The organism is Flavobacterium jumunjinense (assembly GCF_021650975.2).
GTDB classification, from domain to species: Bacteria; Bacteroidota; Bacteroidia; order Flavobacteriales; family Flavobacteriaceae; genus Flavobacterium; species Flavobacterium jumunjinense.
The window spans coordinates 3,085,094-3,106,945 of the sequence record NZ_CP091285.1 but is presented as its reverse complement, the minus strand read 5'-3'; the positions used below and the strand labels follow the sequence as shown (position 1 = coordinate 3,106,945).

22 protein-coding genes and 1 tRNA gene are annotated in these 21,852 nt (G+C 30.1%); 13 read left to right on the top strand and 10 right to left on the bottom strand.

Features of this window, described 5'->3' with window-relative positions; translation table 11 throughout:
- Positions 1–115: 115 nt before the first annotated feature.
- Positions 116–1,006 (top strand): 3-hydroxyacyl-CoA dehydrogenase family protein, encoded by an 891-nt coding sequence (locus tag L2Z92_RS14000; RefSeq protein WP_236454682.1) that lies wholly within the window; start codon positions 116–118, stop codon positions 1,004–1,006.
- A 71-nt stretch (positions 1,007–1,077) separates the two neighbouring features.
- Entirely contained in the window at positions 1,078–2,304 is a 1,227-nt protein-coding gene (locus L2Z92_RS13995; RefSeq protein ID WP_236454679.1) for a DUF1015 domain-containing protein, read from the top strand.
- A 1-nt stretch (position 2,305) separates the two neighbouring features.
- Here L2Z92_RS13995 and L2Z92_RS13990 read toward each other — a convergent pair whose 3' ends face one another.
- The 5 genes from L2Z92_RS13990 to L2Z92_RS13970 are packed head-to-tail and all read right to left on the bottom strand — an operon-like array spanning position 2,306 to position 4,635.
- Positions 2,306–2,527: a hypothetical protein gene (locus L2Z92_RS13990; RefSeq protein WP_236454676.1), complete on the bottom strand. Its 222-nt coding sequence runs from the start codon at positions 2,525–2,527 to the stop codon at positions 2,306–2,308.
- Positions 2,496–2,663 carry a hypothetical protein gene (locus L2Z92_RS13985; RefSeq protein WP_236454659.1) on the bottom strand — a complete coding sequence of 56 codons (168 nt, stop codon included), beginning with the start codon at positions 2,661–2,663 and terminating at the stop codon, positions 2,496–2,498. Before L2Z92_RS13985 ends, L2Z92_RS13990 begins: the two co-directional genes overlap by 32 nt.
- A 1-nt stretch (position 2,664) precedes the next feature.
- Positions 2,665–3,201, bottom strand: a complete 537-nt coding sequence (locus L2Z92_RS13980) for a hypothetical protein (protein ID WP_236454657.1) — start codon at positions 3,199–3,201, stop codon at positions 2,665–2,667.
- Complete coding sequence (locus L2Z92_RS13975) at positions 3,188–3,733, bottom strand: hypothetical protein (RefSeq protein ID WP_236454654.1); 546 nt, start codon at positions 3,731–3,733, stop codon at positions 3,188–3,190. The genes L2Z92_RS13980 and L2Z92_RS13975 overlap by 14 nt, the downstream gene beginning before the upstream one ends.
- Positions 3,733–4,635, bottom strand: a complete 903-nt coding sequence (locus L2Z92_RS13970; RefSeq protein ID WP_236454651.1) for a hypothetical protein — start codon at positions 4,633–4,635, stop codon at positions 3,733–3,735. The genes L2Z92_RS13975 and L2Z92_RS13970 overlap by 1 nt, the downstream gene beginning before the upstream one ends.
- 159 nt (positions 4,636–4,794) lie before the next feature.
- Between L2Z92_RS13970 and L2Z92_RS13965 the strand changes: the two genes are divergently transcribed.
- The 7 genes from L2Z92_RS13965 to L2Z92_RS13935 all read left to right on the top strand — a co-directional run bounded on the left by L2Z92_RS13965 (position 4,795) and on the right by L2Z92_RS13935 (position 11,421).
- The gene (locus L2Z92_RS13965) at positions 4,795–5,676 is read left to right on the top strand and encodes an SIMPL domain-containing protein (RefSeq protein WP_236454648.1); all 882 of its coding nucleotides are present in this window, start codon (positions 4,795–4,797) and stop codon (positions 5,674–5,676) included.
- A gap of 117 nt (positions 5,677–5,793) precedes the next feature.
- Positions 5,794–6,426 carry a Crp/Fnr family transcriptional regulator gene (locus tag L2Z92_RS13960; protein WP_236454619.1) on the top strand — a complete coding sequence of 211 codons (633 nt, stop codon included), beginning with the start codon at positions 5,794–5,796 and terminating at the stop codon, positions 6,424–6,426.
- Complete coding sequence (locus L2Z92_RS13955) at positions 6,426–7,205, top strand: sulfite exporter TauE/SafE family protein (protein WP_236454616.1); 780 nt, start codon at positions 6,426–6,428, stop codon at positions 7,203–7,205. Before L2Z92_RS13960 ends, L2Z92_RS13955 begins: the two co-directional genes overlap by 1 nt.
- A gap of 116 nt (positions 7,206–7,321) precedes the next feature.
- Positions 7,322–8,731, top strand: a complete 1,410-nt coding sequence (locus L2Z92_RS13950; protein WP_236454613.1) for an MBL fold metallo-hydrolase — start codon at positions 7,322–7,324, stop codon at positions 8,729–8,731.
- 128 nt (positions 8,732–8,859) lie between these two features.
- The gene (locus L2Z92_RS13945; RefSeq protein WP_236454609.1) at positions 8,860–9,996 is read left to right on the top strand and encodes a TlpA disulfide reductase family protein; all 1,137 of its coding nucleotides are present in this window, start codon (positions 8,860–8,862) and stop codon (positions 9,994–9,996) included.
- Positions 9,997–10,058: 62 nt separating this feature from the next.
- Positions 10,059–11,171, top strand: coding sequence for a TlpA disulfide reductase family protein (locus tag L2Z92_RS13940; RefSeq protein ID WP_236454606.1), 1,113 nt, complete (start codon positions 10,059–10,061; stop codon positions 11,169–11,171).
- A 169-nt stretch (positions 11,172–11,340) separates the two neighbouring features.
- Positions 11,341–11,421, top strand: a tRNA-Tyr gene (locus tag L2Z92_RS13935).
- Positions 11,422–11,482: 61 nt separating this feature from the next.
- Here L2Z92_RS13935 and L2Z92_RS13930 read toward each other — a convergent pair.
- Together L2Z92_RS13930 and L2Z92_RS13925 are read right to left on the bottom strand one after the other, a co-directional pair.
- Positions 11,483–12,166: an SIMPL domain-containing protein gene (locus tag L2Z92_RS13930; RefSeq protein ID WP_236454603.1), complete on the bottom strand. Its 684-nt coding sequence runs from the start codon at positions 12,164–12,166 to the stop codon at positions 11,483–11,485.
- Between the two features lie 49 nt (positions 12,167–12,215).
- Positions 12,216–12,854: a rhomboid family intramembrane serine protease gene (locus tag L2Z92_RS13925; protein WP_236454602.1), complete on the bottom strand. Its 639-nt coding sequence runs from the start codon at positions 12,852–12,854 to the stop codon at positions 12,216–12,218.
- Positions 12,855–12,938: 84 nt separating this feature from the next.
- Between L2Z92_RS13925 and L2Z92_RS13920 the strand changes: the two genes are divergently transcribed.
- Both L2Z92_RS13920 and L2Z92_RS13915 read left to right on the top strand, forming a co-directional pair.
- Positions 12,939–13,814, top strand: coding sequence for a lysophospholipid acyltransferase family protein (locus L2Z92_RS13920; protein ID WP_236454599.1), 876 nt, complete (start codon positions 12,939–12,941; stop codon positions 13,812–13,814).
- 13 nt (positions 13,815–13,827) lie between these two features.
- The gene (locus L2Z92_RS13915) at positions 13,828–14,409 is read left to right on the top strand and encodes a non-canonical purine NTP diphosphatase (RefSeq protein WP_236454596.1); all 582 of its coding nucleotides are present in this window, start codon (positions 13,828–13,830) and stop codon (positions 14,407–14,409) included.
- Here the strand turns inward: L2Z92_RS13915 and L2Z92_RS13910 are convergent.
- Complete coding sequence (locus L2Z92_RS13910; RefSeq protein WP_236454592.1) at positions 14,397–15,002, bottom strand: trimeric intracellular cation channel family protein; 606 nt, start codon at positions 15,000–15,002, stop codon at positions 14,397–14,399. The two genes, L2Z92_RS13915 and L2Z92_RS13910, sit on opposite strands and share 13 nt — an antisense overlap.
- Positions 15,003–15,161: 159 nt before the next feature.
- Here L2Z92_RS13910 and L2Z92_RS13905 point away from each other — a divergent pair, with 159 nt between their 5' ends.
- The gene (locus tag L2Z92_RS13905; protein WP_236454590.1) at positions 15,162–17,042 is read left to right on the top strand and encodes a DEAD/DEAH box helicase; all 1,881 of its coding nucleotides are present in this window, start codon (positions 15,162–15,164) and stop codon (positions 17,040–17,042) included.
- Between the two features lie 357 nt (positions 17,043–17,399).
- Here L2Z92_RS13905 and ccsA read toward each other — a convergent pair whose 3' ends face one another.
- Together ccsA and L2Z92_RS13895 are read right to left on the bottom strand one after the other, a co-directional pair.
- Complete coding sequence (gene ccsA, locus L2Z92_RS13900) at positions 17,400–20,564, bottom strand: cytochrome c biogenesis protein CcsA (RefSeq protein ID WP_236454588.1); 3,165 nt, start codon at positions 20,562–20,564, stop codon at positions 17,400–17,402.
- A gap of 97 nt (positions 20,565–20,661) precedes the next feature.
- The gene (locus L2Z92_RS13895; protein ID WP_236454572.1) at positions 20,662–21,387 is read right to left on the bottom strand and encodes a biotin--[acetyl-CoA-carboxylase] ligase; all 726 of its coding nucleotides are present in this window, start codon (positions 21,385–21,387) and stop codon (positions 20,662–20,664) included.
- 94 nt (positions 21,388–21,481) lie between these two features.
- Here L2Z92_RS13895 and rsfS point away from each other — a divergent pair, with 94 nt between their 5' ends.
- Positions 21,482–21,847: a ribosome silencing factor gene (gene rsfS / locus L2Z92_RS13890; protein WP_236454569.1), complete on the top strand. Its 366-nt coding sequence runs from the start codon at positions 21,482–21,484 to the stop codon at positions 21,845–21,847.
- The last annotated feature ends 5 nt before the right edge of the window (positions 21,848–21,852 follow it).

Genomic DNA, 21,852 nt, shown 5'->3' with positions numbered 1-21,852 from the left:
TTTTACTATTATTATATAGAAAGTGTTTCATCTATTAAAAATCATAATAGCACCATTTTATATCATCTTTATATAAATTTCAAATAATTAACAATACAAAATAACTACACAAAAAATGAAACAAATAGCTGTAATTGGAGCTGGAACTATGGGTAATGGAATTGCTCATACTTTTGCTCAATCTGGATTCACTGTAAAACTAATTGACATCTCAGAAAAATCATTAGAAAAAGGAATGACAACTATTGCAAACAACCTTGACAGAATGGTTTCAAAAGGTGTTATTTCAGAAGATGATAAACACAAGACTATTGCAAACATAATAACCTATACCGACATTAAAGATGGCGTTGTAGGTTGCGATTTAGTAGTTGAAGCTGCAACAGAGAATGTTGATTTAAAAATGAAAATTTTCAAACAACTAAGTGATGTTTGCGATCATAATGTAATTTTAGCATCAAATACTTCTTCAATTTCCATTACGCAAATAGCGGCACAAGTAGTCCATCCTGAAAGAGTGATTGGAATGCATTTCATGAACCCTGTGCCAATCATGAAATTAGTAGAAATTATTCGTGGTTATTCAACTTCTAATGAAGTAACAAAAATTATCATGGACTTATCTGTAAAACTAGGAAAAACACCTACAGAAGTTAACGATTACCCTGGTTTTGTTGCAAACAGAATTTTAATGCCAATGATAAATGAAGCAATAGAAACTTTATATAACGGTGTTGCTGGTGTTGCAGAAATTGATACAGTAATGAAGTTAGGAATGGCACACCCAATGGGACCATTACAATTAGCTGATTTTATTGGATTAGATGTTTGCTTATCTATCTTAAATGTAATGTATGACGGATTTAAAAATCCAAAATATGCTCCATGTCCTTTATTAGTAAATATGGTTATGGCCGGAAAACTTGGAGCAAAATCAGGAGAAGGTTTCTATGATTATGCAGAAAGCAGAAAAGCAGAAAAAGTAGCAAAACAATTTAGTAAATAGTACAGTGTAATTAGTGATTAGTGAGGTGTTTTTATACTCCTTACTAATCACTTTTCACCAAACACTCTAAAATGGCAAAAATAGTTCCTTTCAAGGCAGTTCGTCCTGCTCCAGATAAAATAGGTTTAGTTTCTTGCAGAAATTACGAAGATTATAGTGCTGCTGAACTTGCGGCTTGGCTAAATTTTAATCCCTATTCATTTTTACACGTGATTAGCCCTGCTTATGCAAATGTGCAAAGTATTGGATTAAAAAAACGTTTTAAAGGGGTTGCGTTAAAATACAAAGATTTCAAAGCTGAAAACATCTTCATTCAGGAAGAAAAACCTGTTTTTTATCTTTATGAAATCAATACAAAAAAGCAAAAATTCACAGGAATTATTGCTGGAACTTCAGTTATTGATTATAAAAATAATCATATTAAAAAGCACGAGGACACTTTAGAGTATCGAGTTGAAATGTTTAAAAGTTACTTGCATCAAACTCGTTTTAATACTGAGCCTGTTTTAATAACCTATCCAGATAGCGTAGAACTAAACACTTGGATATTATTAAAGAAACAAGGTCAACCAGCAAATCAATTTTCTACAACTAATAAAGAAAAACATACTTTATGGAAAATTGACACACAAAGTGATATTGATTGGCTTCAGGAACATTTTGACAACATTCCGAACTTATATATTGCAGATGGACATCATCGTTCGGCTTCCGCTGAAAAACTTTACGATGATGATAAAGAGTTAAACAATCCTAATTTGGATTATTTCATGAGTTTTTTAATTGCAGAAAGTAATGTGAAAATTTATGAGTTTAATAGAATTATCCGTGATTTAAACGATCATTCAAAAGAAGATTTTTTGAAACTAATTGCTGAGAACTTCATTATTAAAACCAAAGATCAAGAATTGTGGAAACCACAAAATAAGTTTGAATTTAGTATGTATTTAGATGGTGATTTTTATGCTTTATATTATAAGCACGAAAACTCTAATAGTAATGAAAGATCAATTTTAGAAACTTTAGACGCTCAGATTTTATATGATAAAGTTCTGAATCCTATTTTAGGGATTGAAGACTTACGAAATGATGAACGTATTGAATATATTCCAGGAAACAAATCAATAACAACCATCAAAGAAGTAATTGATGAAGGTGGCTTTAAAGTCGGTTTTATGTTATATCCTTCCGATATTTCGGAAATAAAAACATTAGCAGACAATAATTTGATTATGCCTCCAAAAAGCACCTATATTGAACCTAAGTTCAGAAGCGGATTAGTCGTTTATGAATTGTAATCTATTCTGCAGTATTCAATTTAATCTGTAAATGATTTAAAAGAACCTGATACTTACTTAATTCAACAAGTAAATTCTCATCTGCTGTTGTATCTAACAAATTGTCTAATTCATCACTAATAGCAACTAATTTATTATTGGCTGTTCTAAACTCTTTAACAGCCATTGCATCTATTACGGCTTGCACTTCTTTATGTAGGTAGGTTAATTTCTCCTGACTCATCTTTATTTAGGTTGAATTGATTTAGTATTGCTTTTCGCTTCTCTTTTAGACTATTTTTCGCTTCGTTTTCTCTATTTTTTTTTGCTTCTACTTTCTTTTTATGAGCCAATCTATTACTCTCATTTCTCCGTCCCATCTTAGCTAAATTTTTGTTTAATTTTAATAAAAGAATCGTCTGTTTTTATTAGCAGTTCAATAATTTTATTTCGAAGCTCATCTAAGTCATCAAAAGTAAGATATTTTGACCAATTCTCTTCCAAAAGCACCTCTCTTATTAGTTGAATTCTTTTTGCTGTTGCTGCTGCGTTCCTAAGAACAACATCTTTACTATAATTTGGATTGTCCTTATGTTGAAAATCTACTTCTTTATCTTCCTTATTAACTGTAATATAAAAAAACTTCCCTTGTTCGTTATTTGAATAAAAATCACTCCAATTGGCATATCCAATTCTATTCACTTGGTTGGTATTTTTTGCTTTAGATTGCAATCTCCACCTGCAATTTGCAGCTCTTCCCCAATGATTTGACACTCTAAAAACACCATCATTTGTAAAATAATAACTACTTCCTGATTTACTTTGATAACTTAATTTTAAACCATCAATAGCTTCATTTTCTACTTCATTAAAAACACAAAAGGTATATTTATGAAAGTTATATTTATTGTACTGCATTAAATTCTCCTAATTTGAGTTGCCAAACATTCTTTTTTTCTGATCCGAAACTTTTGACACTTGGAAAAAAATAAACTTTCTGAATCATTTTATACTTTTTTATGGCTTCATTTATAATTTCTAAATCATAAGTAATTAAGAAAAAGTTAGTCTTAGACGGTGTTTCTTTTTTGAAATTAGAAACCGTATATGTAAATTTTTCTTTTTTGCATTGTTTTAATAATACATCCAAATGAACATTATTATTATCTTGAATAAAATCGAAAACTTCTACATTCTCATTAAAAAAAACAGTTCGTACATTAATGTCAATTTCTTGCTGTAATGCAACTGATTTCACTTCTTTATATAAATTTAAGTAACTATAAAAATCATTGATTTTATCGATTGCAACTTCTTGATATACTACAATTGAAGCTTCAGAAAAATTAGAAACGATACTATTGTTCTTTTCCAAACCAATAGCACTACTTTGGGAAAACCCAAATAAAGACATCAAAACAAATACAATTAGGTAGATTCTCTTTTTCATTATTTCTTTATTAATCGAATAAATATAATTTTGTTCTCTTTATTCTTTTCTACTGCAACAATGTGCAAACTTTTCAAAGAAGGTGTTGGAATAATTACTTTCTGAGAAAACTCTTCTTTATTAAAATATTCTGCCCCTAAATTATTCTGAAGCATAACAATAACTTCTAAATTATCATCTAAAATCCTGTCTAATTGTTCTTTTCTAGTTTTCCAATCTTTAATATTACTTTTAATAAAACCTTGCAAAATATTCACATAATCATCTGGTTCTAATTCAATTTTCTTTATGTTTGGTGTTTTTTGTAAATCGATTGTTTTTTCTTTATAAAAAGGACTTTTTACTACTACTTTTTCATCTTTTTCAACTTCAATTTTAGAATTTTTAATTTCAATTTCTGTAACAATAGTATCATCAATTGTAAATGCTTTTACTTTTCTTGATGAAATTGAATCATTACTATATTTTTCATTTAACTCTATCGTTCTTCTTTCTTTTATTGGAAAAACAAACTTCCAAAGTAAAAATAACAATAGAAATAAAAAAGGTACTATTAGTATTTTAGCATTTATTTTTGATATAACATTTTCCTTTTTCGATATTCTTTTATGTTCAGTTACAAATGTGTGCTTAAAATCATTCCAATTTTTTTTACCTACATAGACAGAAAAAATATCCAACATGTCTTTTCGTGGTAATTTTTCATTCGATTCAGGTTTTAAATGTGTATAAATCCATTTTTCACTAACCGAATTCTTTGTGGTTTCCTGAATATCATCTATCAAATTTAAAATATCCTGAGAACTGAACTTTTTCCAATCTTCCTCAAAATAAGAATAGCGTGTTTTATAGCGTTCTAAAACACTTTTCTTTAATTCATAAAACACTGCTAAATCTATCATGTAATTCTTGGTAAAAATACTTTTATTGCTTTTTTACTCACTGTAAAACTGCTGTAAAAGTACTGAAAAATCATTACAATGTGTTTACTGTGCTTTTACTCAACTATTTTTCACTACTTCAAGTAAGTTTGTTCTGTTAAACTTTAAAAAGCAAAAAAAATGAAAAATTATTTATCAATTTTATTTGGATTCATTATTATAAATGTACAATCTCAAATGAGCGGAAATCAAGTGTATGGCAAAAATGATTATGATACGAATCGAACAAAAAATAGTACTATTACAATTAACGACAATCATTTAACACTCAATGTAAAAGTGCTTCTCAATAAGAAAGCTGATTCTTTTTCAATTGTTTTAGGTACAAATGAAGAAGCAGAAACAGTAGCCGTTTGTAACACACAAATTAACCAAAGGATTAATGGTTTCATAAAAGAATTATTAAAAAACAACATTAAAAAAGAAGCTATTTATGTTGATTTTATTTCACAAACCAAAGTATATGATTATAATGTTGAAAATAATACTGCTGAACAATTTCAAAAAGGATTCGAAATAAAGAAGAACATCATTATATCGAGTAAAAATGTATACGAAATTGAAAATATAATTACACTTGCTTCAAAATATGAAATTTACGATGTTATAAAAGTAGATTATTCTAATAATGATGTTCTATCAATTCATGGTGAACTGTTTGAAGAAGCATTTAAAATTGCTGAACAGAAAAAAGAAACTTATGTGAAAGCATTTAAAAAGAGAATAATTGGTACTCCAAATGCTACTGAAGATTTTTCGGTTATCTTTCCAAATACTCAGTATAAAAAATATGAAGCCTTTGAAAATTCTGAAATTGAGACATATACTAGAAATCGTAATCAAAATTTCATAAAAAAGCTAGCACGAAAAAATACTACATATTATTACGATAGTCCTTCAACTTCTGATTTTGACAAAGTAATCAACAATGCCCAATCGGAAGTTGGAATACAATATGTACTAAACATTAGTATTACATACAAAATTGATACCTCGCTATAAAATAAAATTCACAAGCTAATATATTCTTTTCAAACAACATATTAGCTTGTGTAACAAAAGTAACATATAAAATTATTAAGAATAGAGTATCTTTGGTAATAATATTATTCAATTACAATGAACGAGTTATTAAACGAAGCCTACGGATATATTTTTGAAGAAGATTTACTTCTCGAAATTGAGAATGTAGCAATATATAAAGAATTCAAGGCCGAAGACAATTTAATTGAAATTGGAGATTATATAAAATCGATGCCATTATTGCTTCATGGAGCTATAAAAATTTTAAGAGAAGATGAAAATGGCGATGAATTATTACTCTATTTCTTAGAAAGAGGTGATACATGTGCTATGACTTTAACATGCTGTATGGGACAATCTAAAAGTAAGATTAGAGCTATAGCCGAAAATAACGTGCAATTATTTATGATTCCAGTTGAAAAGATGGAAGAATGGTTAACAAAATATAAAACTTGGAGAAACTTTGTTTTTGAAAGTTATAATATACGGCTGAACGAAATGCTGGAAGCAATAGATACTTTAGCTTTCATGAATTTAGACGAGAGATTATATAAATACCTAACTGACAAAGCAAAAGTGATTGGGAAAACTGAAATACTCAACACACATCAACAAATTGCACAAGACATGCATACTTCTAGAGTAGTTATTTCTAGACTTTTAAAAAGTTTAGAGTTGCAAGGAAAAATAAAACTACACCGAAACAAAATTGAAATCTTAGAATTTTAATGGAAATCATTGCCTACATAGGAGCTGTTTGCATAGGAATAATATTAGGCCTTACTGGTGGTGGTGGTTCATTATTAACTGTTCCAATATTGGTCTATATATTACATATTAATCCAATTATTGCAACGGCATATTCCTTGTTTATTGTAGGTTCTACTTCTATGGTGGGTGCTTTTCAAAGCTACAGAAATGGTTTGGTCGATTTTAACAATGGTATTTTGTTTGCAATCCCTTCGTTTATTGGTGTTTATTTAACAAGACGATTCATTATTCCTACCTTACCTGATATTATCTTCTCATTAGAAAGTTATATTTTAACGAAAGAGACATTTCTAATGTTGCTTTTTGCAATCATAATGTTTTTTTCGGCTTTTGCTATGTTGAAAAAGACCAACGAGAATTCAAAAGAAAAAAAAGCAACAATAGGTGTGTTAATTTTTCAAACTTTTTTTATTGGAATAGTAATTGGACTTGTAGGCGCTGGTGGTGGTTTTTTAATTATTCCGTCATTAGTTATATTTGCTAAATTACCTATGAAAAAAGCAATAGGGACATCTCTTTTCATTATTGCAATTAATTCTTCTATTGGATTTATTGGAGATGTTCAAAATCACACAATAGATTGGTTTTTCCTATTCTCTTTTGCTTCCGTTTCTATTATTGGAATCTTCATCGGAATTTATCTTAATAAATTTATAAATGAAAAACATCTAAAAAAAGGATTCACCTACTTTGTGTTCCTAATGGCTACTGTAATTTTAGTTAAAGAATTGTTGTAAAGTAACTTTTGTTACTTCTTTAAGAATTATTTATTCGTAGTTTTGTTCTCAGAAATTCAATTTACACATAACTATTATTATAATAGTTATTTCTAAAACTAATAAATAAAGCACAGATGAAAATAGAACAAATTTATACAGGTTGCATTGCACACGCTGCCTATTATATTAAAAACAACGGTGAAGCTGCTATATTCGATCCACTTAGAGAAGTTGAACCTTATATAAACAGAGCTGCAAAAGACAACGCAAAAATAAAATACATTTTTGAAACACATTTTCATGCTGATTTTGTCTCTGGACATTTGGATTTAGCTAAAAAAACAGATGCCAACATAGTATTTGGTCCAACTGCCAATCCTGATTTTGAAGCAATTATTGCAGAAGACAATCAAGAGTTTAAAATTGGAAATTATACAATAAAAGCAATTCACACTCCTGGACACACACTTGAGAGTACTTGCTACTTACTATTAGATGAGAACGGAAAACAACACGGAATAATTACTGGTGACACCTTATTTATTGGCGATGTTGGGCGTCCTGATTTAGCACAAGAATTAATAGCAGATTTAACACAAGAAAAATTAGCAGAATATTTATTTCATTCTTTACGAAATAAAATAATGCCTTTGGCTGATGATTTAATTGTTTACCCAAATCATGGAGCTGGAAGCGCTTGTGGAAAAAACATGAGCAAAGAAACAACTGATACCTTAGGGAATCAGAAAAAAACAAATTATGCTTTAAGAGCAGACATGACAGTTGAAGAATTTAAAAAAGAATTACTTGACGGTCTAACTCCTCCACCTGCCTATTTTCCTCAAAATGTATTAATGAATATTCAAGGATATGAAAGTTTAGATACTATCAAGGAAAAAGCGAACAAGCCACTATCTCCAAAAGAATTTGAAATAATAGCTAACAAAACTGAAGCAGTCATTTTAGATGTTCGTAATGAGGCAGACTTTGTTAAAGCTCATATTCCTAATTCCATTTTTATTGGACTTCATGGTCAATTTGCCCCTTGGGTTGGTGCTTTAATTAGAGACGTTAAGCAACCTATTTTATTAATTACTCCAGAAGGAAAAGAAGAAGAAACTGTGATGCGCTTATCAAGAGTAGGTTTCGACAATACACTTGGATTTCTTAACGGTGGAATTGAAGCATGGATAAAGGATAATAAAGAAATTGACAGTATTACATCTGTTTCTCCTGAAGAATTTGAGAAAAATTATGAGAACACAGCGGTTATAGATTGCCGAAGACCAGCTGAATACACTTCAATACGAATAAACAAAGCCAAAAATATTCCATTAGATTTTCTAAATGACCACTTAACAGAGATTCCAAAAGAAGAAAATTTCTATATTCATTGTGCTGGTGGTTATCGTTCTGTAATTTGGTCTTCAATTATGAAATCGAGAGGATATCATAACATGATTAATGTAGAAAAAGGAATGTCTGGAATAAAGAACACCGCAATACCATTAATCGAAAATGTCTGTCCATCAACATTGAAATAAAATCAGTAAAGAACAAAGAGTCAAGAAAATAACTTGACTCTTTTTTTATGAAAAAATTAGCTGAAAAATTTTAATATTAGCGTTAAAAATAAATACATTTGCTGTCAAACAAAACTATATAATAATAAATGAAGAAAATTTTAGTATTACTAGCTGCAACTTTCGCTTTTATATCATGCGAAAAAGCTTTAGAAAACCAATACACTATTAACGGATCTGTAACAGGTGTAGTAGAGAAAGGAACGAAAATTTTTATTGAGTTACGCTCAGAAGGAGAACCTATTACTAAAGACACTGCTGTTATTAAAGACGGAAAGTTTGAGTTTAAAGGTCAAGCTGGAGAAGTTAAAGATTTAGATATTGCATTTCTTAAAATTGGAGATGACAACCAAATGCTACCTTTTGTACTTGAAGAAGGAAAAATAAATGTTGTTTTTGATAAAGATAGTTTAAACAAATCTACAATTGGAGGAACTCCTAATAATGATAAATTTCAAGAGTTTAATCAAAAGTCTTTTGCTGTAAACAAAAAAATGCAAAAGTTTCAAGTTGATAACATGATTAAAATGCAAACAGCTCAGCAATCGAAAGATACTGCTACTGTAATGAAAATTCAAGAAGATTTCAAAGCATTGCAAGACGAAATATCTAAAACGGTGCCATTAGAATTTTTAAAAAATAATCCAGATTCTTTCATTAGTATTTTATTAACAGAAAACCTTTTGTTAAATCAAATTATGACTCCTGAAGAAGCTAAAGTTCAATTAGAAAAATCTAAAGGAAAATATAACGAAACTAAAAGTGGTAAAAACATTTTAAAAATTGCTAATGCCGCTACTAGTGTTGAAGTTGGAAAAGTTGCTCCTGATTTTTCTGCACCATCACCAGAAGGAAAAACAATTAGTTTAAAAGAATCAATGGGTAAAGTTACTATTATTGACTTTTGGGCTTCTTGGTGTGGACCATGTAGAGTAGAAAATCCAAATGTTGTTGCTTTATACAATGAATTTCATGAAAAAGGCTTAAATATTATTGGTGTTTCTTTAGACAAAGATGCTGCAAAATGGAAAGAAGCTATTGCTAAAGATGGTTTAATTTGGAACCATGTTTCTAACTTGAAATTTTGGCAAGATCCTATCGCAGAACAATACAATGTTAAATCAATTCCTGCTACATTTATATTAGATGAAAAAGGAAACATTGTTGCTAGAGACTTAAGAGGTGACGATTTGAAAGCTAAAGTAAAAGAACTTTTAGGAGAATAATCTCAAAACAATATTAGTTATAAAAATCTCCAAAATGGAGATTTTTTTTATATTTTTAAAAAATGAAACACACACACTTTACACTAATTTTATTTTTTTGTGTATTTTATGCAAATGCACAAAAAGAGTTTACTATTTCTGGTACAATTAATTCATCAGTAAATAATTCTAAAATTTTTATTGAAGAAGTTAAAGACAATACTCCAATTTTAAAAGACAGTACAGTTATTAAAAATGGAAAATTTGAATTCAAAGGTAATATTGAAAACTCAGACATTGCTTTTATTAAACTTGAAAAAGAAAAAGCAGGATTACCTTTTATATTAGAGAAAGGAAAAATAGCTATTACATTCGATAAAGACAGTTTGAATAAATCAAGAATTAGCGGAACACAAAACAATGATAAGTTTCAAGAATTCAGTGACAAAATAGGAATTGTAAACAAAAAAATGTTAAGTTTTCAGCAAGAAAACATGAGCAAAATGCAAACAGCGCAACAAACTAAAGACACTGCGACTATTAACAGCATTATGAAGAGCTTTACAGCACTTCAAGACGAAATGAAAGGTGTATCAACAAATTTCATCAAAAACAACCCTAAAGCTTTCATTTCAGTTCTAATACTCGAAAATCTAATGCTTAATCAGTCAATAACAACAGAAGAAACACAAGAGTTCTATAACAAACTTGGAAAAGAATCTTTAGAAACCAAATATGCTAAAAATATAGAGAAAACATTAAAATCTATGGGCAATTTAAGTATTGGTAAAAAAGCTCCTGATTTTTCTGGACCTTCTCCCGATGGAAAAATGATTTCTTTAAAAGAATCGTTAGGAAAAATTACAATTATCGATTTTTGGGCTTCTTGGTGTGGACCATGTAGAGCAGAAAACCCAAATGTTGTTGCCATGTACAATGAGTATCATTCAAAAGGTTTAAATATAATCGGGGTTTCTTTAGATCGTGATGCTTTAAAATGGAAAGAAGCTATCGCTAAAGATGAGTTAACTTGGACACATGTTTCAAATTTAAAATTTTGGCAAGATCCAATTGCTGAATTATATTCTATTAAATCAATTCCTGCTACCTATATTTTAGATGAAAAAGGAAATATTATTGCAAAAGACCTTCGTGGAGAAGAATTAGTAGCAAAAGTAAGAGAGCTTTTAAAGTAATAATTCATCAAAAAAACAATGATTTTAAAAAAACTTCCATTGGAATTTTTTTTTATACTTTTCATTCACAATTACTTACAAAATACTTTAAAAAATAATCAAAAAAACATTTGTTTATTTCAAAAAGCATCCTATATTTGCATCGCTTTACTGAAACAAATATGGCGTCGGGGAGATACTCAAGCGGCCAACGAGGGCAGACTGTAAATCTGCTGTGAAAACTTCGCAGGTTCGAATCCTGCTCTCCCCACGAAACAAAAAAACACTTAAGATTTCTTAAGTGTTTTTTTTTGTTCAATGTTTTCCTAAACTTAGTCCAATAAAAAACTAATAGTCACATTAGCATCTATCTCAATCTCTCCAATAGCTAAGGTTTCATTCTCTCCATCCATTGCCATTTCTTTCACCATTACATTTCTATACATTGGCTGAGGAAAAGCTGCTTGTGTGTTATCTGAAATCATAATTGCCTTACCCACTTTCTGATTCAATACAGCAGCATAATCTTCTGCTTTCTTTTTTGCGTCTAATACCGCTTTCTTTCTAGCATCGCTTTCATATTGAGCCATTTTAGAAGATTTAAACTCCACTCCTTGAATTTGATTAATACCACTTCCTAACAAATCTACCATTACAGCATCATATTTTGACAAATCTTTCAATTCAATCTTTATTGTCTGGCTTGCAACATAATGCTCTTTTTTCGTTTCGTAATCAAAATTTTTATACAACGAAACTCTTTGTGTTTGAAAATCTGAAGCAGGAATTCCTAACTTTTTTATTGTTTTAATTACCAAATCCACCGTTTCATCGTTTTTCCTTTTCACCTCTGTAGCATCTTTCCCTTTATTCTCTACCCCTACTGTAATTATTGCTTGATCTGGTACTACCTTTACCTTCCCTTCTCCCGAAACCGAAATTTGTGGAACCAACTTACTTTCTTGTGCTTGCATTATTGTAGTTACAAATGTTAATACTAAAATTACTTTTTTCATGTTTTTTTTATTTTTATTTCTGTTTATACTAATCAATTCTCATGCCAAATTATAATTTATTTGTTTTGTGCATATAAAATAATACTACCATAGGTATTAACAACAAAACAACCATTCGAGTATTGGTTTGCAACAACGAAGGCTCTTTCATAATTGTAATCAAATACCCACCAATAGCACCACCAAAATGAGCCGTATGACCAATATTATCTCTTTTTGCTTTCATCCCATAAATAGAGTATAACAAATAACCAATACCAAATAAATAACCAGGAATTGGTATAACAAAATACAACCCTAAAGTAATATTCGGATCTAGTAAAATCGCACTATAAATTACACCTGTAACCGCTCCCGATGCTCCAATAGCCCTATACGAATAGTCATTCTTGTGCATATAAAGCGTTAATAAACTACCAGCAATTAGACTTCCAAAATACACATACAAGAAATAAATGCGACCCAAATTTCCCAAAACATAGGGTGCAAAAAAATAAAATGTGATCATATTAAACGCTAAATGCATCATATCACCATGAAGAAAACCAGATGTTATCATTCTAATCTGCTCACCACTTCTAATACTTCCAATATGAAATTCATATTTTCTAAAGAAATTAAAATCATTAAACCCTTTATAACTTACCAAAACTGTTACAGCTATAATTACTATTAAAAGTAAATCCATAAAATATTTTTTTTTGTAAATTTAATAATAGTTTACCTATTTCCTTATTATTTTAAAAAAGTATATTTGTAAAAAAAAACAACAATGCAGTTAATAGTATATATTCTTCTCTACCCTATTCTATTCTTAATTTCAATTCTACCATTCCCTTTGCTTTATATTTTTTCAGATTTTGTATGCTTTTTAGTCTACAGAGTTATCGGATACAGAACAAAGGTTGTACGAGGAAACTTAGCTATGGCTCTACCACACCTAAGCAATGAAGAAAGAAAAATCATTGAGAAAAAATTCTATTCACACATGTGTGATATGTTTTTAGAAATGATCAAAACAATGACTATTTCTAAAAAAGAAATTCAAAAGAGATTCAAATTTAAAAACATGGATCTTTATTTAGAAACCGAAAAAAAAGGAAAAAGCATTGCTTTATTATGTGCACATTACGCTAGTTATGAATGGGTAGTTTCAATGAATTACTACATCACCTTTAAAGGAATTGGTATCTATAAGAAGATTTCAAATAAATACTTTGACAAACTTGTTCACGATATACGATCAAAATTCGAAGCAAAACTAATCACAACTAAAGAAACCATTTCAACAATAGAAAGCAATCATAAAAACGGGATATTAAGCATCTATGGCTTCGCAAGTGACCAATCCCCAAAATCATCTTCAAAAGCGCACTGGGCGAAGTTTATGGGAATCGAAACACCAATACACGTTGGTGCCGAATTATTAGCCAAAAGACTAGACTTAACAGTCATGTTCTTAAAAACTAAAAAAATAAAGAGAGGCTACTATGAAGCTTCAATGGAATTAATGACCGACAATGCTAAATCAATACCAAATTTTGAAATATCGGAAGCATTCATGAAAAAAGTAGAAGAACAGATTCATGAAGCTCCAGAATTCTACCTTTGGACTCATAAAAGATGGAAACACAAAAGAGAAAATTAAATTTTAAACAATTATGAAGTTAGTTTTTGCATCCAATAATAAAAACAAAATCGCTGAAATTCAGCAAATGCTGCCAAAAGAAATCCAAATTTTAAGCCTTGAAGAAATTGGATGCTATGATGACATTCCAGAAACAGCAGATACGATTGAAGGTAACGCAATTTTAAAAGCAAACTATGTTAGTGAAAAATTTGGTTACGATTGCTTTGCAGACGACACAGGACTTGAAGTAGATGCTTTAAATGGAGCACCTGGCGTTTATTCAGCTAGGTATGCTGGAGATCAAAAAAACTCAGAAGACAACATGAATAAGTTGTTAACTGAATTAAAAGACAAAGAAAACAGAAATGCTAATTTCAAAACCGTTATCACATTAAACCTAAATGGAAAACAATATTCATTTACAGGAATAGCAAACGGAACCATTACCAACGAAAAGAAAGGAAATAAAGGCTTTGGATATGACCCAATATTCCTTCCTAAAGGAAATAATAAAACATTTGCAGAAATTGAACAAAAAGAAAAAGCACTATTAAGCCATAGAGGAAAAGCTACTAAAGAATTAATCACATTTATTTTAAACTATCCTTTATAATACAAAGTCGGTAAATACCACTTATATTTTACAGCCAAAAGTCGCAATACGATCATAAAAACAGTAGTTGTTAGATATATAAAATCGTTACTTACATTACAATTTTGTAAAACAAAAAACAAAACACCACCCAAAATACAAACAGTAGCATAAATTTCTCTTCTGAAAACTACTGGTATTTCATTACACAAAATATCTCGAATGACACCACCAAAAGTAGCTGTCATAGCACCTAACGCAATACAAACAATAGGATGCAATCCTTTTTCAATTCCCTTTTCGAGACCTATTAACGTAAAAATACCTAAGCCAATTGTATCAAAAAGAAACATAGACACCCTTAGTTTATCCAGCTTTTTTCGAAAAACAATAGCTACTACAAAACCTATAACAATCAAATAAACATATTGCAAATCCAACATCCAACCCACAGGAGTTCTTCCAATCAAAACATCTCTTAATGTACCCCCACCTAAAGCAGTCACAAAAGCAATAATAAAAACTCCAAATAAATCTAATTTTTTATTCAAACCTGTTAAAACACCTGAAACCGCAAACACAAAAGTTCCAATAAAATCCAAAAGTTGAAACATAATAATCCATTTTCTGCAAAAATAAGGCTTACAATCATAAAACTACAGAGTTTTTTTACATTTATTTCACAAATCAAGATTCTGATATTGAACAAGTTAAAAAAAATTAGCATATCTCATTAATAAACAGTACTTTTGCACCCAATTTTAAATACATACATGAATAAATTTGAACAATTAGGTCTAAACGAATCGCTACTGCTCGCGATCAAAGACCTTGGATTTGAAAGTCCATCGGAAGTACAAGAAAAAGCGATTCCCCTATTATTGGAAAAAGACACAGACATTGTAGCGTTAGCTCAAACCGGAACTGGTAAGACTGCAGCGTTTGGGTTTCCACTTATCCAAAAAATTAATGCTGAAAACAAAGAAACTCAAGCATTAATTTTATCGCCTACAAGAGAGTTATGTCTTCAAATTACAAATGAAATCAAACTATACTCTAAGTACATTAAAGGTTTAAATACTGTTGCCATCTATGGTGGAGCGAGTATCACAGAACAAGCTAGCCAAATAAGAAGAGGTGCACAAATTATTGTTGCAACTCCTGGAAGAATGCAAGACATGATTAACCGAAACATGGTTAACATTAAAAATCTTAATTATTGTGTCTTAGATGAGGCAGATGAAATGTTAAACATGGGATTCTATGAAGACATTACTGCTATCTTATCTGACACACCTAAAGAAAAGAGTACATGGTTATTCTCTGCAACAATGCCGCAAGAAGTTGCTCGTATTGCAAAAGAATTCATGAGAAGCCCTCTTGAAATTACAGTTGGACATAAAAATGCTGGTAATGAAAATGTATCTCATGAGTTTTACTTAGTGAGTGCTCGTGATCGTTACCCTGCACTTAAGCGTTTAGCTGATGCTAATCCAGATATTTTTTCTGTAATTTTTTGTAGAACAAAACGTGATACTCAAGCTGTTGCTGAAAAACTAATCGAAGATGGTTACAGCGCTGCTGCATTACATGGAGATTTATCTCAATCACAACGTGATGGAGTAATGAAATCATTCCGTGGAAGACAAATTCAAATGTTAGTTGCAACTGATGTTGCTGCTCGTGGAATTGACGTTGATGATATTACACACGTAATTAACTACCAACTTCCAGATGAAGTTGAGACTTACACGCACCGTTCAGGTCGTACTGGTCGTGCTGGAAAATCAGGTACTTCATTAGTAATTATCACAAAAAGTGAATTACGTAAGATTTCATCAATTGAGCGTATCATAAAAATGAAATTTGAAGAAAAACCAATACCTTCTGGAATTGAAATCTGCGAAATTCAATTATTTCACTTAGCAAATAAAATCAAAGATGTTGAAGTAGATCATGAAATTGATACTTACTTACCAGCAATCTATGAAGTATTAAAAGATTTACCTAAAGAAGACTTAATCAAGAAAATGGTATCGGTTGAATTCAATAGATTCATCAATTACTATAAAAAATCAAGAGATTTATCTTCAGACGGAGGAACAAGAAGAGAATCAGGAACAATTCCTACAGATGGAGCTGTTCGTTTCTTTATCAACATTGGATCAAGAGATAATTTTGATTGGATGTCGTTAAAAGACTTCTTAAAAGACACATTAGACTTAGGTCGTGATGACGTATTCAAAGTAGATGTTAAAGAAGGTTTTTCTTTCTTTAATACTGACGCAGGACTTGCTCCTAAAGTAATGGAAGTTCTAAACGCATACAACCATGAAGGCAGAAAGATTAATGTAGAGATTTCTAAAAACGATGGCGGAAGCAGCGGAAGAAGAGATCACAATGGTCGTGGCGGCGGTGGAGATAGACGTAGCAGTGGAAGAAACAGTGGCGGTGGAGACAGACGTAGCGGCGGAAGAAGCGGTGGCGGAGATAGAAGAAACAGCAACAGCAGTGGAGACAGACGTAGCGGTGGTGGAGATAGAAATTTTAGAAGTGGAGACAGAAGTACTGACAGAAACTCTAGAAGTTCATCATCATCTAGTGATGGTCCAAAATTCTTTGAAAAAGCAAAGCGTTCAAGAAGAAGCGAATAAAAGCTTCTTATAATATCATAAAAAAGGTTCAGTTTTAATTAACTGAACCTTTTTTCATTCCCACTACATTTCATCAGAACACATAAGTATTTTAATTACCTAGCCTTACAAATAAAAACATCCTTATTCCTCCTTCTTTATTTCAATGTAAAATAGAAACGTAACGATACTTTAATTTTTTGTGTTAAGAAAAAAAAATCCTTTTATTTTACAGTAAATTCAAATTTCTACTGGTAGTAAACAGCAATGAGCTTCAATTAAAGTAAAATTGAAAAGCTGTACTTTTTTACAATAATCAGCAAAAAAAAAAGACTATTCTTTACTTAGAATAGTCTTTTCCTTTATGTCAATACTATATTATTTTTTATAATACTTTCTAAATTTCAAATATGCCAAAATACCAACTACAACTACTCCAAAGAAGATATACAAATAATATACTACATTTTGTTTCTCACCTGACGCATATGAATGCAAACCGCTTAAATGAAAGTTTACACCAACATAAGTCATTACAACAGATGCAAATGCTAAAACACTCATGAAATTATAAACCCACTTACTACGTAGACCAGGAACCAACCTAGCATGAATCACAAAAGCATAAACAAAAATACTTATTAATGCCCATGTCTCTTTTGGATCCCATCCCCAATAACGTCCCCAACTTTCATTCGCCCATTGACCTCCTAAGAAGTTACCAATAGTCAACATTACTAAACCTACTGTTACAGACATTTCATTAATATAGCTCAACTCATCAATAGCCAACTTCATTTTCTTAACATTATTACTATTTGTAAAAATCATTAAGAATAGAGCAACTAAACCTAACACCATAGCTAATGTAAACGGACCATAACTAGCTACAATAACCGCAACATGTATCATTAACCAATAAGAGTTTAAAACAGGCTGTAAATTACCTATTTCAGGATCCATCCAATTCATATGAGCCACCATTAAAATCATAGCTCCTACAAAAGTTGTTGCTGCTAAAGTAAGTTGCGACTTTCTACCGAAAGCAACACCAAAAAACATGGTTGCCCAAGCAACATAAATCATGCTTTCATAAGCATTACTCCAAGGGGCATGCCCTGAAATATACCATCTAGCTATCAATCCCAAAGTATGAATTGCAAAAAATAAAATTACTAAACCATGGAAAAAATTAACAGTATACCTAACCCACTTAGCTTCTGAAAACATTTTAAAAAGAACAAATGCAAGCATAAAAACTCCTGCCAGCATATATAAATAATACAAACGCTTAAAAACATCATATTTATTATATAAAATTTCAGAATTAATTTTCTCATCAGATAACATTACTTTCTGTCCATATTTTTTTTGATAATTCTTTAGTCCTACCAAAAGCGAACTTGCTAGTTTGTAATCATTATTCTGAGAAGCCTTTGAAACTGCATCCAAATAGAAAGGTAATACTGTTTTTATAGAATCCAACGCAGTACCTGTAGTTTCACTTATTTCTAAATATGAAACCCATTTATTATTTTTATCTTTAGGTATAGGATACACCCTCATTATTTGACCACTTAAAGCATCATATAATAAGTTAATTTTTTTATCTGTTTCTATAAAATCTTTTTGAAAACTATTTGGAACTGCAGCCGAATAAGCCCCTTCCAAATAAGGAGCCAACTTATAACCACCTTCCTCATCAAAGAAACTTATTAATGGAGCATATTTTACAGACGAATCAATCCCAGCAATCTTACGAATACTATCATTCTTTGTATTCAAATAAATAATTGGCACGTTATACCAATATTGAGGAAATTGAGTCATTGAAATAAATGCCTGATCAGAATTCAATCCTTCATAGGTATCTTTTTTTGAAACTTTTCGCAACAACTCTGAAGAAAAAGTATTAATAGGCTTCATCCTACCACTCTGATCTTGAATCACTACTTTACCAAACTCTGCTGCATGTTCTTCTGAAACTTTATATTTCTGAATATGTTCTAGTACTTTTTTTGAATCTGACTCTTGATGCTTATGTTCTTGCGAAAAACCTAATACAGAAAAGAAAAGCAATAAAACAGTAGTCATCATTTTTTTCTTCTCATTAACCTTGTCAATTTTTCTCTTCAAATCTCCAAAACGAGTATTCTTATCAAATAAAATAGCCATTAATGCAAAATACAATAAAAAGTATCCAAAATAAGTAATCCATGTTCCCCATTGATCGTGATTTACAGATAAATGTGTTCCTTTTTCATCAGGATCAAAACCAGCTTGAAAAAAACGAAAACCTCTATAATCTAAAATATTATTCATAAAAACACTATCCCTAAATGTTTTATTCATTTCAGCATCTTGAACTTCAATTTTACTTTTAAAAGCAGAATAACTTTTTTCTGTTCCTGGATATTTATCCGCAATAAAATCCTCTAACTTTATTTTAAAAGGCATTTCATACACCTTACTTCCAAAAAACAAAGTAAAATCTAAATCACCAACTTTTATATTTTGTGGCACACCTTGTTTTCCTTTCGAACCCACTAATAGTAATTTCTCTTCTTTACCCTGACATCTAATAGTTACAGAAACAGCATCGTCAGTTTGTTTGTCGGTATAATCTCTATTTGATTTATATGCTTTTTTCCCCTTAATTGGGGCGTCAGGAAACACAAATTGAGTACCCGCAAGATTATACAATGAACGCATTTGCAAAGGCTGAACAGAATCTTTTGCAACTTTACCTTGCAATTTATCAGCCATTCTCATATAATTACCTTCAAATGGCGTCTGAATAGATAACTCACCTTTTTCGTTTGAAATATTTATTGCCCCTTGTGTAAACTTATTAAATGCATATAAAACATTATGTATACTTTGAACTTCTCCTTCTTTTAAAAAGTGTTCATGTCTAGAACCATCTCCAGATTCAACCATTTTGAAATACTGAACACCATTTGGATCAGCTTCAATCGTTTCCGTTACATTCATTAAAAAATCGTCATATTCAATAACATAAGGAATTGAATTAAAATCTCCTTTAATTGTAAAATCATTAGAGAAAAAAGGCTTTAAAAACCACGCGTCTTCGATTTCTGGAGCAAAATATCTACTTTTTTCAAAAGACCTACGTCGCATTTCTCCTTTATATTCACCATCAACAAAACCAGAAACATAGGTTTTATCAGAATACATATGGTTTTCCGTCTCACCTTCTCTAATTAACATCATACCTTCATAACTAATATACCTAGTAACAAAAGCACCCAAAATGATAAATATAAACGATAAATGAATTAAAAGTGTAGCCCATTTTTCTCTTTTATACAACTGATAACGCTTTATATTACCAATAAAATTTATAACAAAAAAGACCATTATAACCTCAAACCACCAAGCATTATAAACAATAATACGAGCAGTATCTGTATTGTAAGCATCTTCAATAAAAGTTCCAGCAGCCATTGAAATTATCATAACAATAAACAAAACTGCCATTAATCGAGTTGAAAATAAGAACGAAAATATTTTTTTATCCATTTTAGACCAAGTAAATTTAATGATTGCAAAAGTACTTAAAAACAAAAACTTTTTAGTTAAGTTTAACAAGTCTTTATTAAGTTTTAAGATTTGTAAATTAATAATGCATTTTTATCTCTTTAATATCGTATTCTTTTATTGCATCATCCTCTAAGAGCAACAGCAACTTACCGTTTTCAGAAACCCCTTTTATAATTCCCATAAATTTTTCATTCAAAGCATTTGAAAAAACCATCGGAATATCTTTTTTAAAGAGTAAATCATTATATTTCTCCCAAAAATAAGACGCATCTCCTATTCTATTCAAATTAATCATCAATTGATCTAGAATGTTTTTTAATAGTATTTCTTTATCAAATTCTCTATTCATTATCATAGCCAAAGAAGCTGCTTGAGGTAGATTTTCAAAATAGAATTGATTCACATTAAGCCCTACTCCGATAATTGTTTGCACAGTTCCGTCTGACTTTATTGCATTTTCAATTAAAATTCCGCCAATTTTTTTGTTGCCTGACAAAATGTCGTTTGGCCATTTAATTGCAATAGTGTTAAAATTATATCGTTTTAAAACTTCTTGAATACTAATGGGTACAATTATATTTATTAAATAAAGTGATGTAGTATTTATAGTATTTCCGTTTAAAAAAACACTGAATGTTAGGTTCTTACCATCTTCGGAGTTCCAAGTAGTTCCTCTTTGACCTTTTCCATTTAATTGATTTTCCGCAACAACAGTTGTTAAATTTTGTACGATTTGCTTCGCTGACAATTCTTTTAAAAAATCGTTTGTTGAAGCTATGGCATTGAGTTTGATAATATTCATTTACAAAAAATGTAAAGTTTTATTTTTAATCTTATGTTAAGGTTCAAAAATAAAGACAAAAAATGATAACTTTGCATAAACTTAAAAAATTTAAATGGGAAATAATAATAACGACGATTTATTAGCTAATATCATTAAAGGGATTGAAGATGTTAAAGGTGCTGATATAAACATTTTAGATCTTAGAGAAATAGACAATACTGTATGCGATTATTTCATTGTTTGTAATGGAAACTCAAACACCCAAGTTGTAGCTATCGCAAATTCAATTCAAAAAGTAGTATCTAAAGAACTTAAAGAAAAACCATGGCATGTTGAAGGTATGGAAAATGCGGAATGGGTTTTAATGGACTTCGTAAACATTGTTGTTCATGTTTTTCAAACTCACATTAGAGAATATTATAACATTGAAAATCTTTGGGGAGATGCTAAAATAACTTCTATAGAAAGTAAATATTAAAAAAA

Excerpts from the sequence above, each read along its gene's own strand:
- L2Z92_RS13990 (WP_236454676.1), bottom strand. The coding sequence starts at position 2,527 with ATGAGTCAGGAGAAATTAACCTACCTACATAAAGAAGTGCAAGCCGTA.
- L2Z92_RS13995 (WP_236454679.1), top strand. The coding sequence starts at position 1,078 with ATGGCAAAAATAGTTCCTTTCAAGGCAGTTCGTCCTGCTCCAGATAAA.
- L2Z92_RS13960 (WP_236454619.1), top strand. The coding sequence starts at position 5,794 with ATGAACGAGTTATTAAACGAAGCCTACGGATATATTTTTGAAGAAGAT.
- L2Z92_RS13975 (WP_236454654.1), bottom strand. The coding sequence starts at position 3,733 with ATGAAAAAGAGAATCTACCTAATTGTATTTGTTTTGATGTCTTTATTT.
- L2Z92_RS13970 (WP_236454651.1), bottom strand. The coding sequence starts at position 4,635 with ATGATAGATTTAGCAGTGTTTTATGAATTAAAGAAAAGTGTTTTAGAA.
- L2Z92_RS13915 (WP_236454596.1), top strand. The coding sequence starts at position 13,828 with ATGAAGTTAGTTTTTGCATCCAATAATAAAAACAAAATCGCTGAAATT.
- L2Z92_RS13950 (WP_236454613.1), top strand. The coding sequence starts at position 7,322 with ATGAAAATAGAACAAATTTATACAGGTTGCATTGCACACGCTGCCTAT.
- L2Z92_RS13940 (WP_236454606.1), top strand. The coding sequence starts at position 10,059 with ATGAAACACACACACTTTACACTAATTTTATTTTTTTGTGTATTTTAT.
- L2Z92_RS13955 (WP_236454616.1), top strand. The coding sequence starts at position 6,426 with ATGGAAATCATTGCCTACATAGGAGCTGTTTGCATAGGAATAATATTA.
- rsfS (WP_236454569.1), top strand. The coding sequence starts at position 21,482 with ATGGGAAATAATAATAACGACGATTTATTAGCTAATATCATTAAAGGG.
- L2Z92_RS14000 (WP_236454682.1), top strand. The coding sequence starts at position 116 with ATGAAACAAATAGCTGTAATTGGAGCTGGAACTATGGGTAATGGAATT.
- L2Z92_RS13925 (WP_236454602.1), bottom strand. The coding sequence starts at position 12,854 with ATGGATTTACTTTTAATAGTAATTATAGCTGTAACAGTTTTGGTAAGT.
- L2Z92_RS13905 (WP_236454590.1), top strand. The coding sequence starts at position 15,162 with ATGAATAAATTTGAACAATTAGGTCTAAACGAATCGCTACTGCTCGCG.
- L2Z92_RS13985 (WP_236454659.1), bottom strand. The coding sequence starts at position 2,663 with ATGGGACGGAGAAATGAGAGTAATAGATTGGCTCATAAAAAGAAAGTA.
- L2Z92_RS13910 (WP_236454592.1), bottom strand. The coding sequence starts at position 15,002 with ATGTTTCAACTTTTGGATTTTATTGGAACTTTTGTGTTTGCGGTTTCA.
- L2Z92_RS13980 (WP_236454657.1), bottom strand. The coding sequence starts at position 3,201 with ATGCAGTACAATAAATATAACTTTCATAAATATACCTTTTGTGTTTTT.
- L2Z92_RS13930 (WP_236454603.1), bottom strand. The coding sequence starts at position 12,166 with ATGAAAAAAGTAATTTTAGTATTAACATTTGTAACTACAATAATGCAA.
- L2Z92_RS13965 (WP_236454648.1), top strand. The coding sequence starts at position 4,795 with ATGAAAAATTATTTATCAATTTTATTTGGATTCATTATTATAAATGTA.
- L2Z92_RS13895 (WP_236454572.1), bottom strand. The coding sequence starts at position 21,387 with ATGAATATTATCAAACTCAATGCCATAGCTTCAACAAACGATTTTTTA.
- L2Z92_RS13945 (WP_236454609.1), top strand. The coding sequence starts at position 8,860 with ATGAAGAAAATTTTAGTATTACTAGCTGCAACTTTCGCTTTTATATCA.
- ccsA (WP_236454588.1), bottom strand. The coding sequence starts at position 20,564 with ATGGATAAAAAAATATTTTCGTTCTTATTTTCAACTCGATTAATGGCA.
- L2Z92_RS13920 (WP_236454599.1), top strand. The coding sequence starts at position 12,939 with ATGCAGTTAATAGTATATATTCTTCTCTACCCTATTCTATTCTTAATT.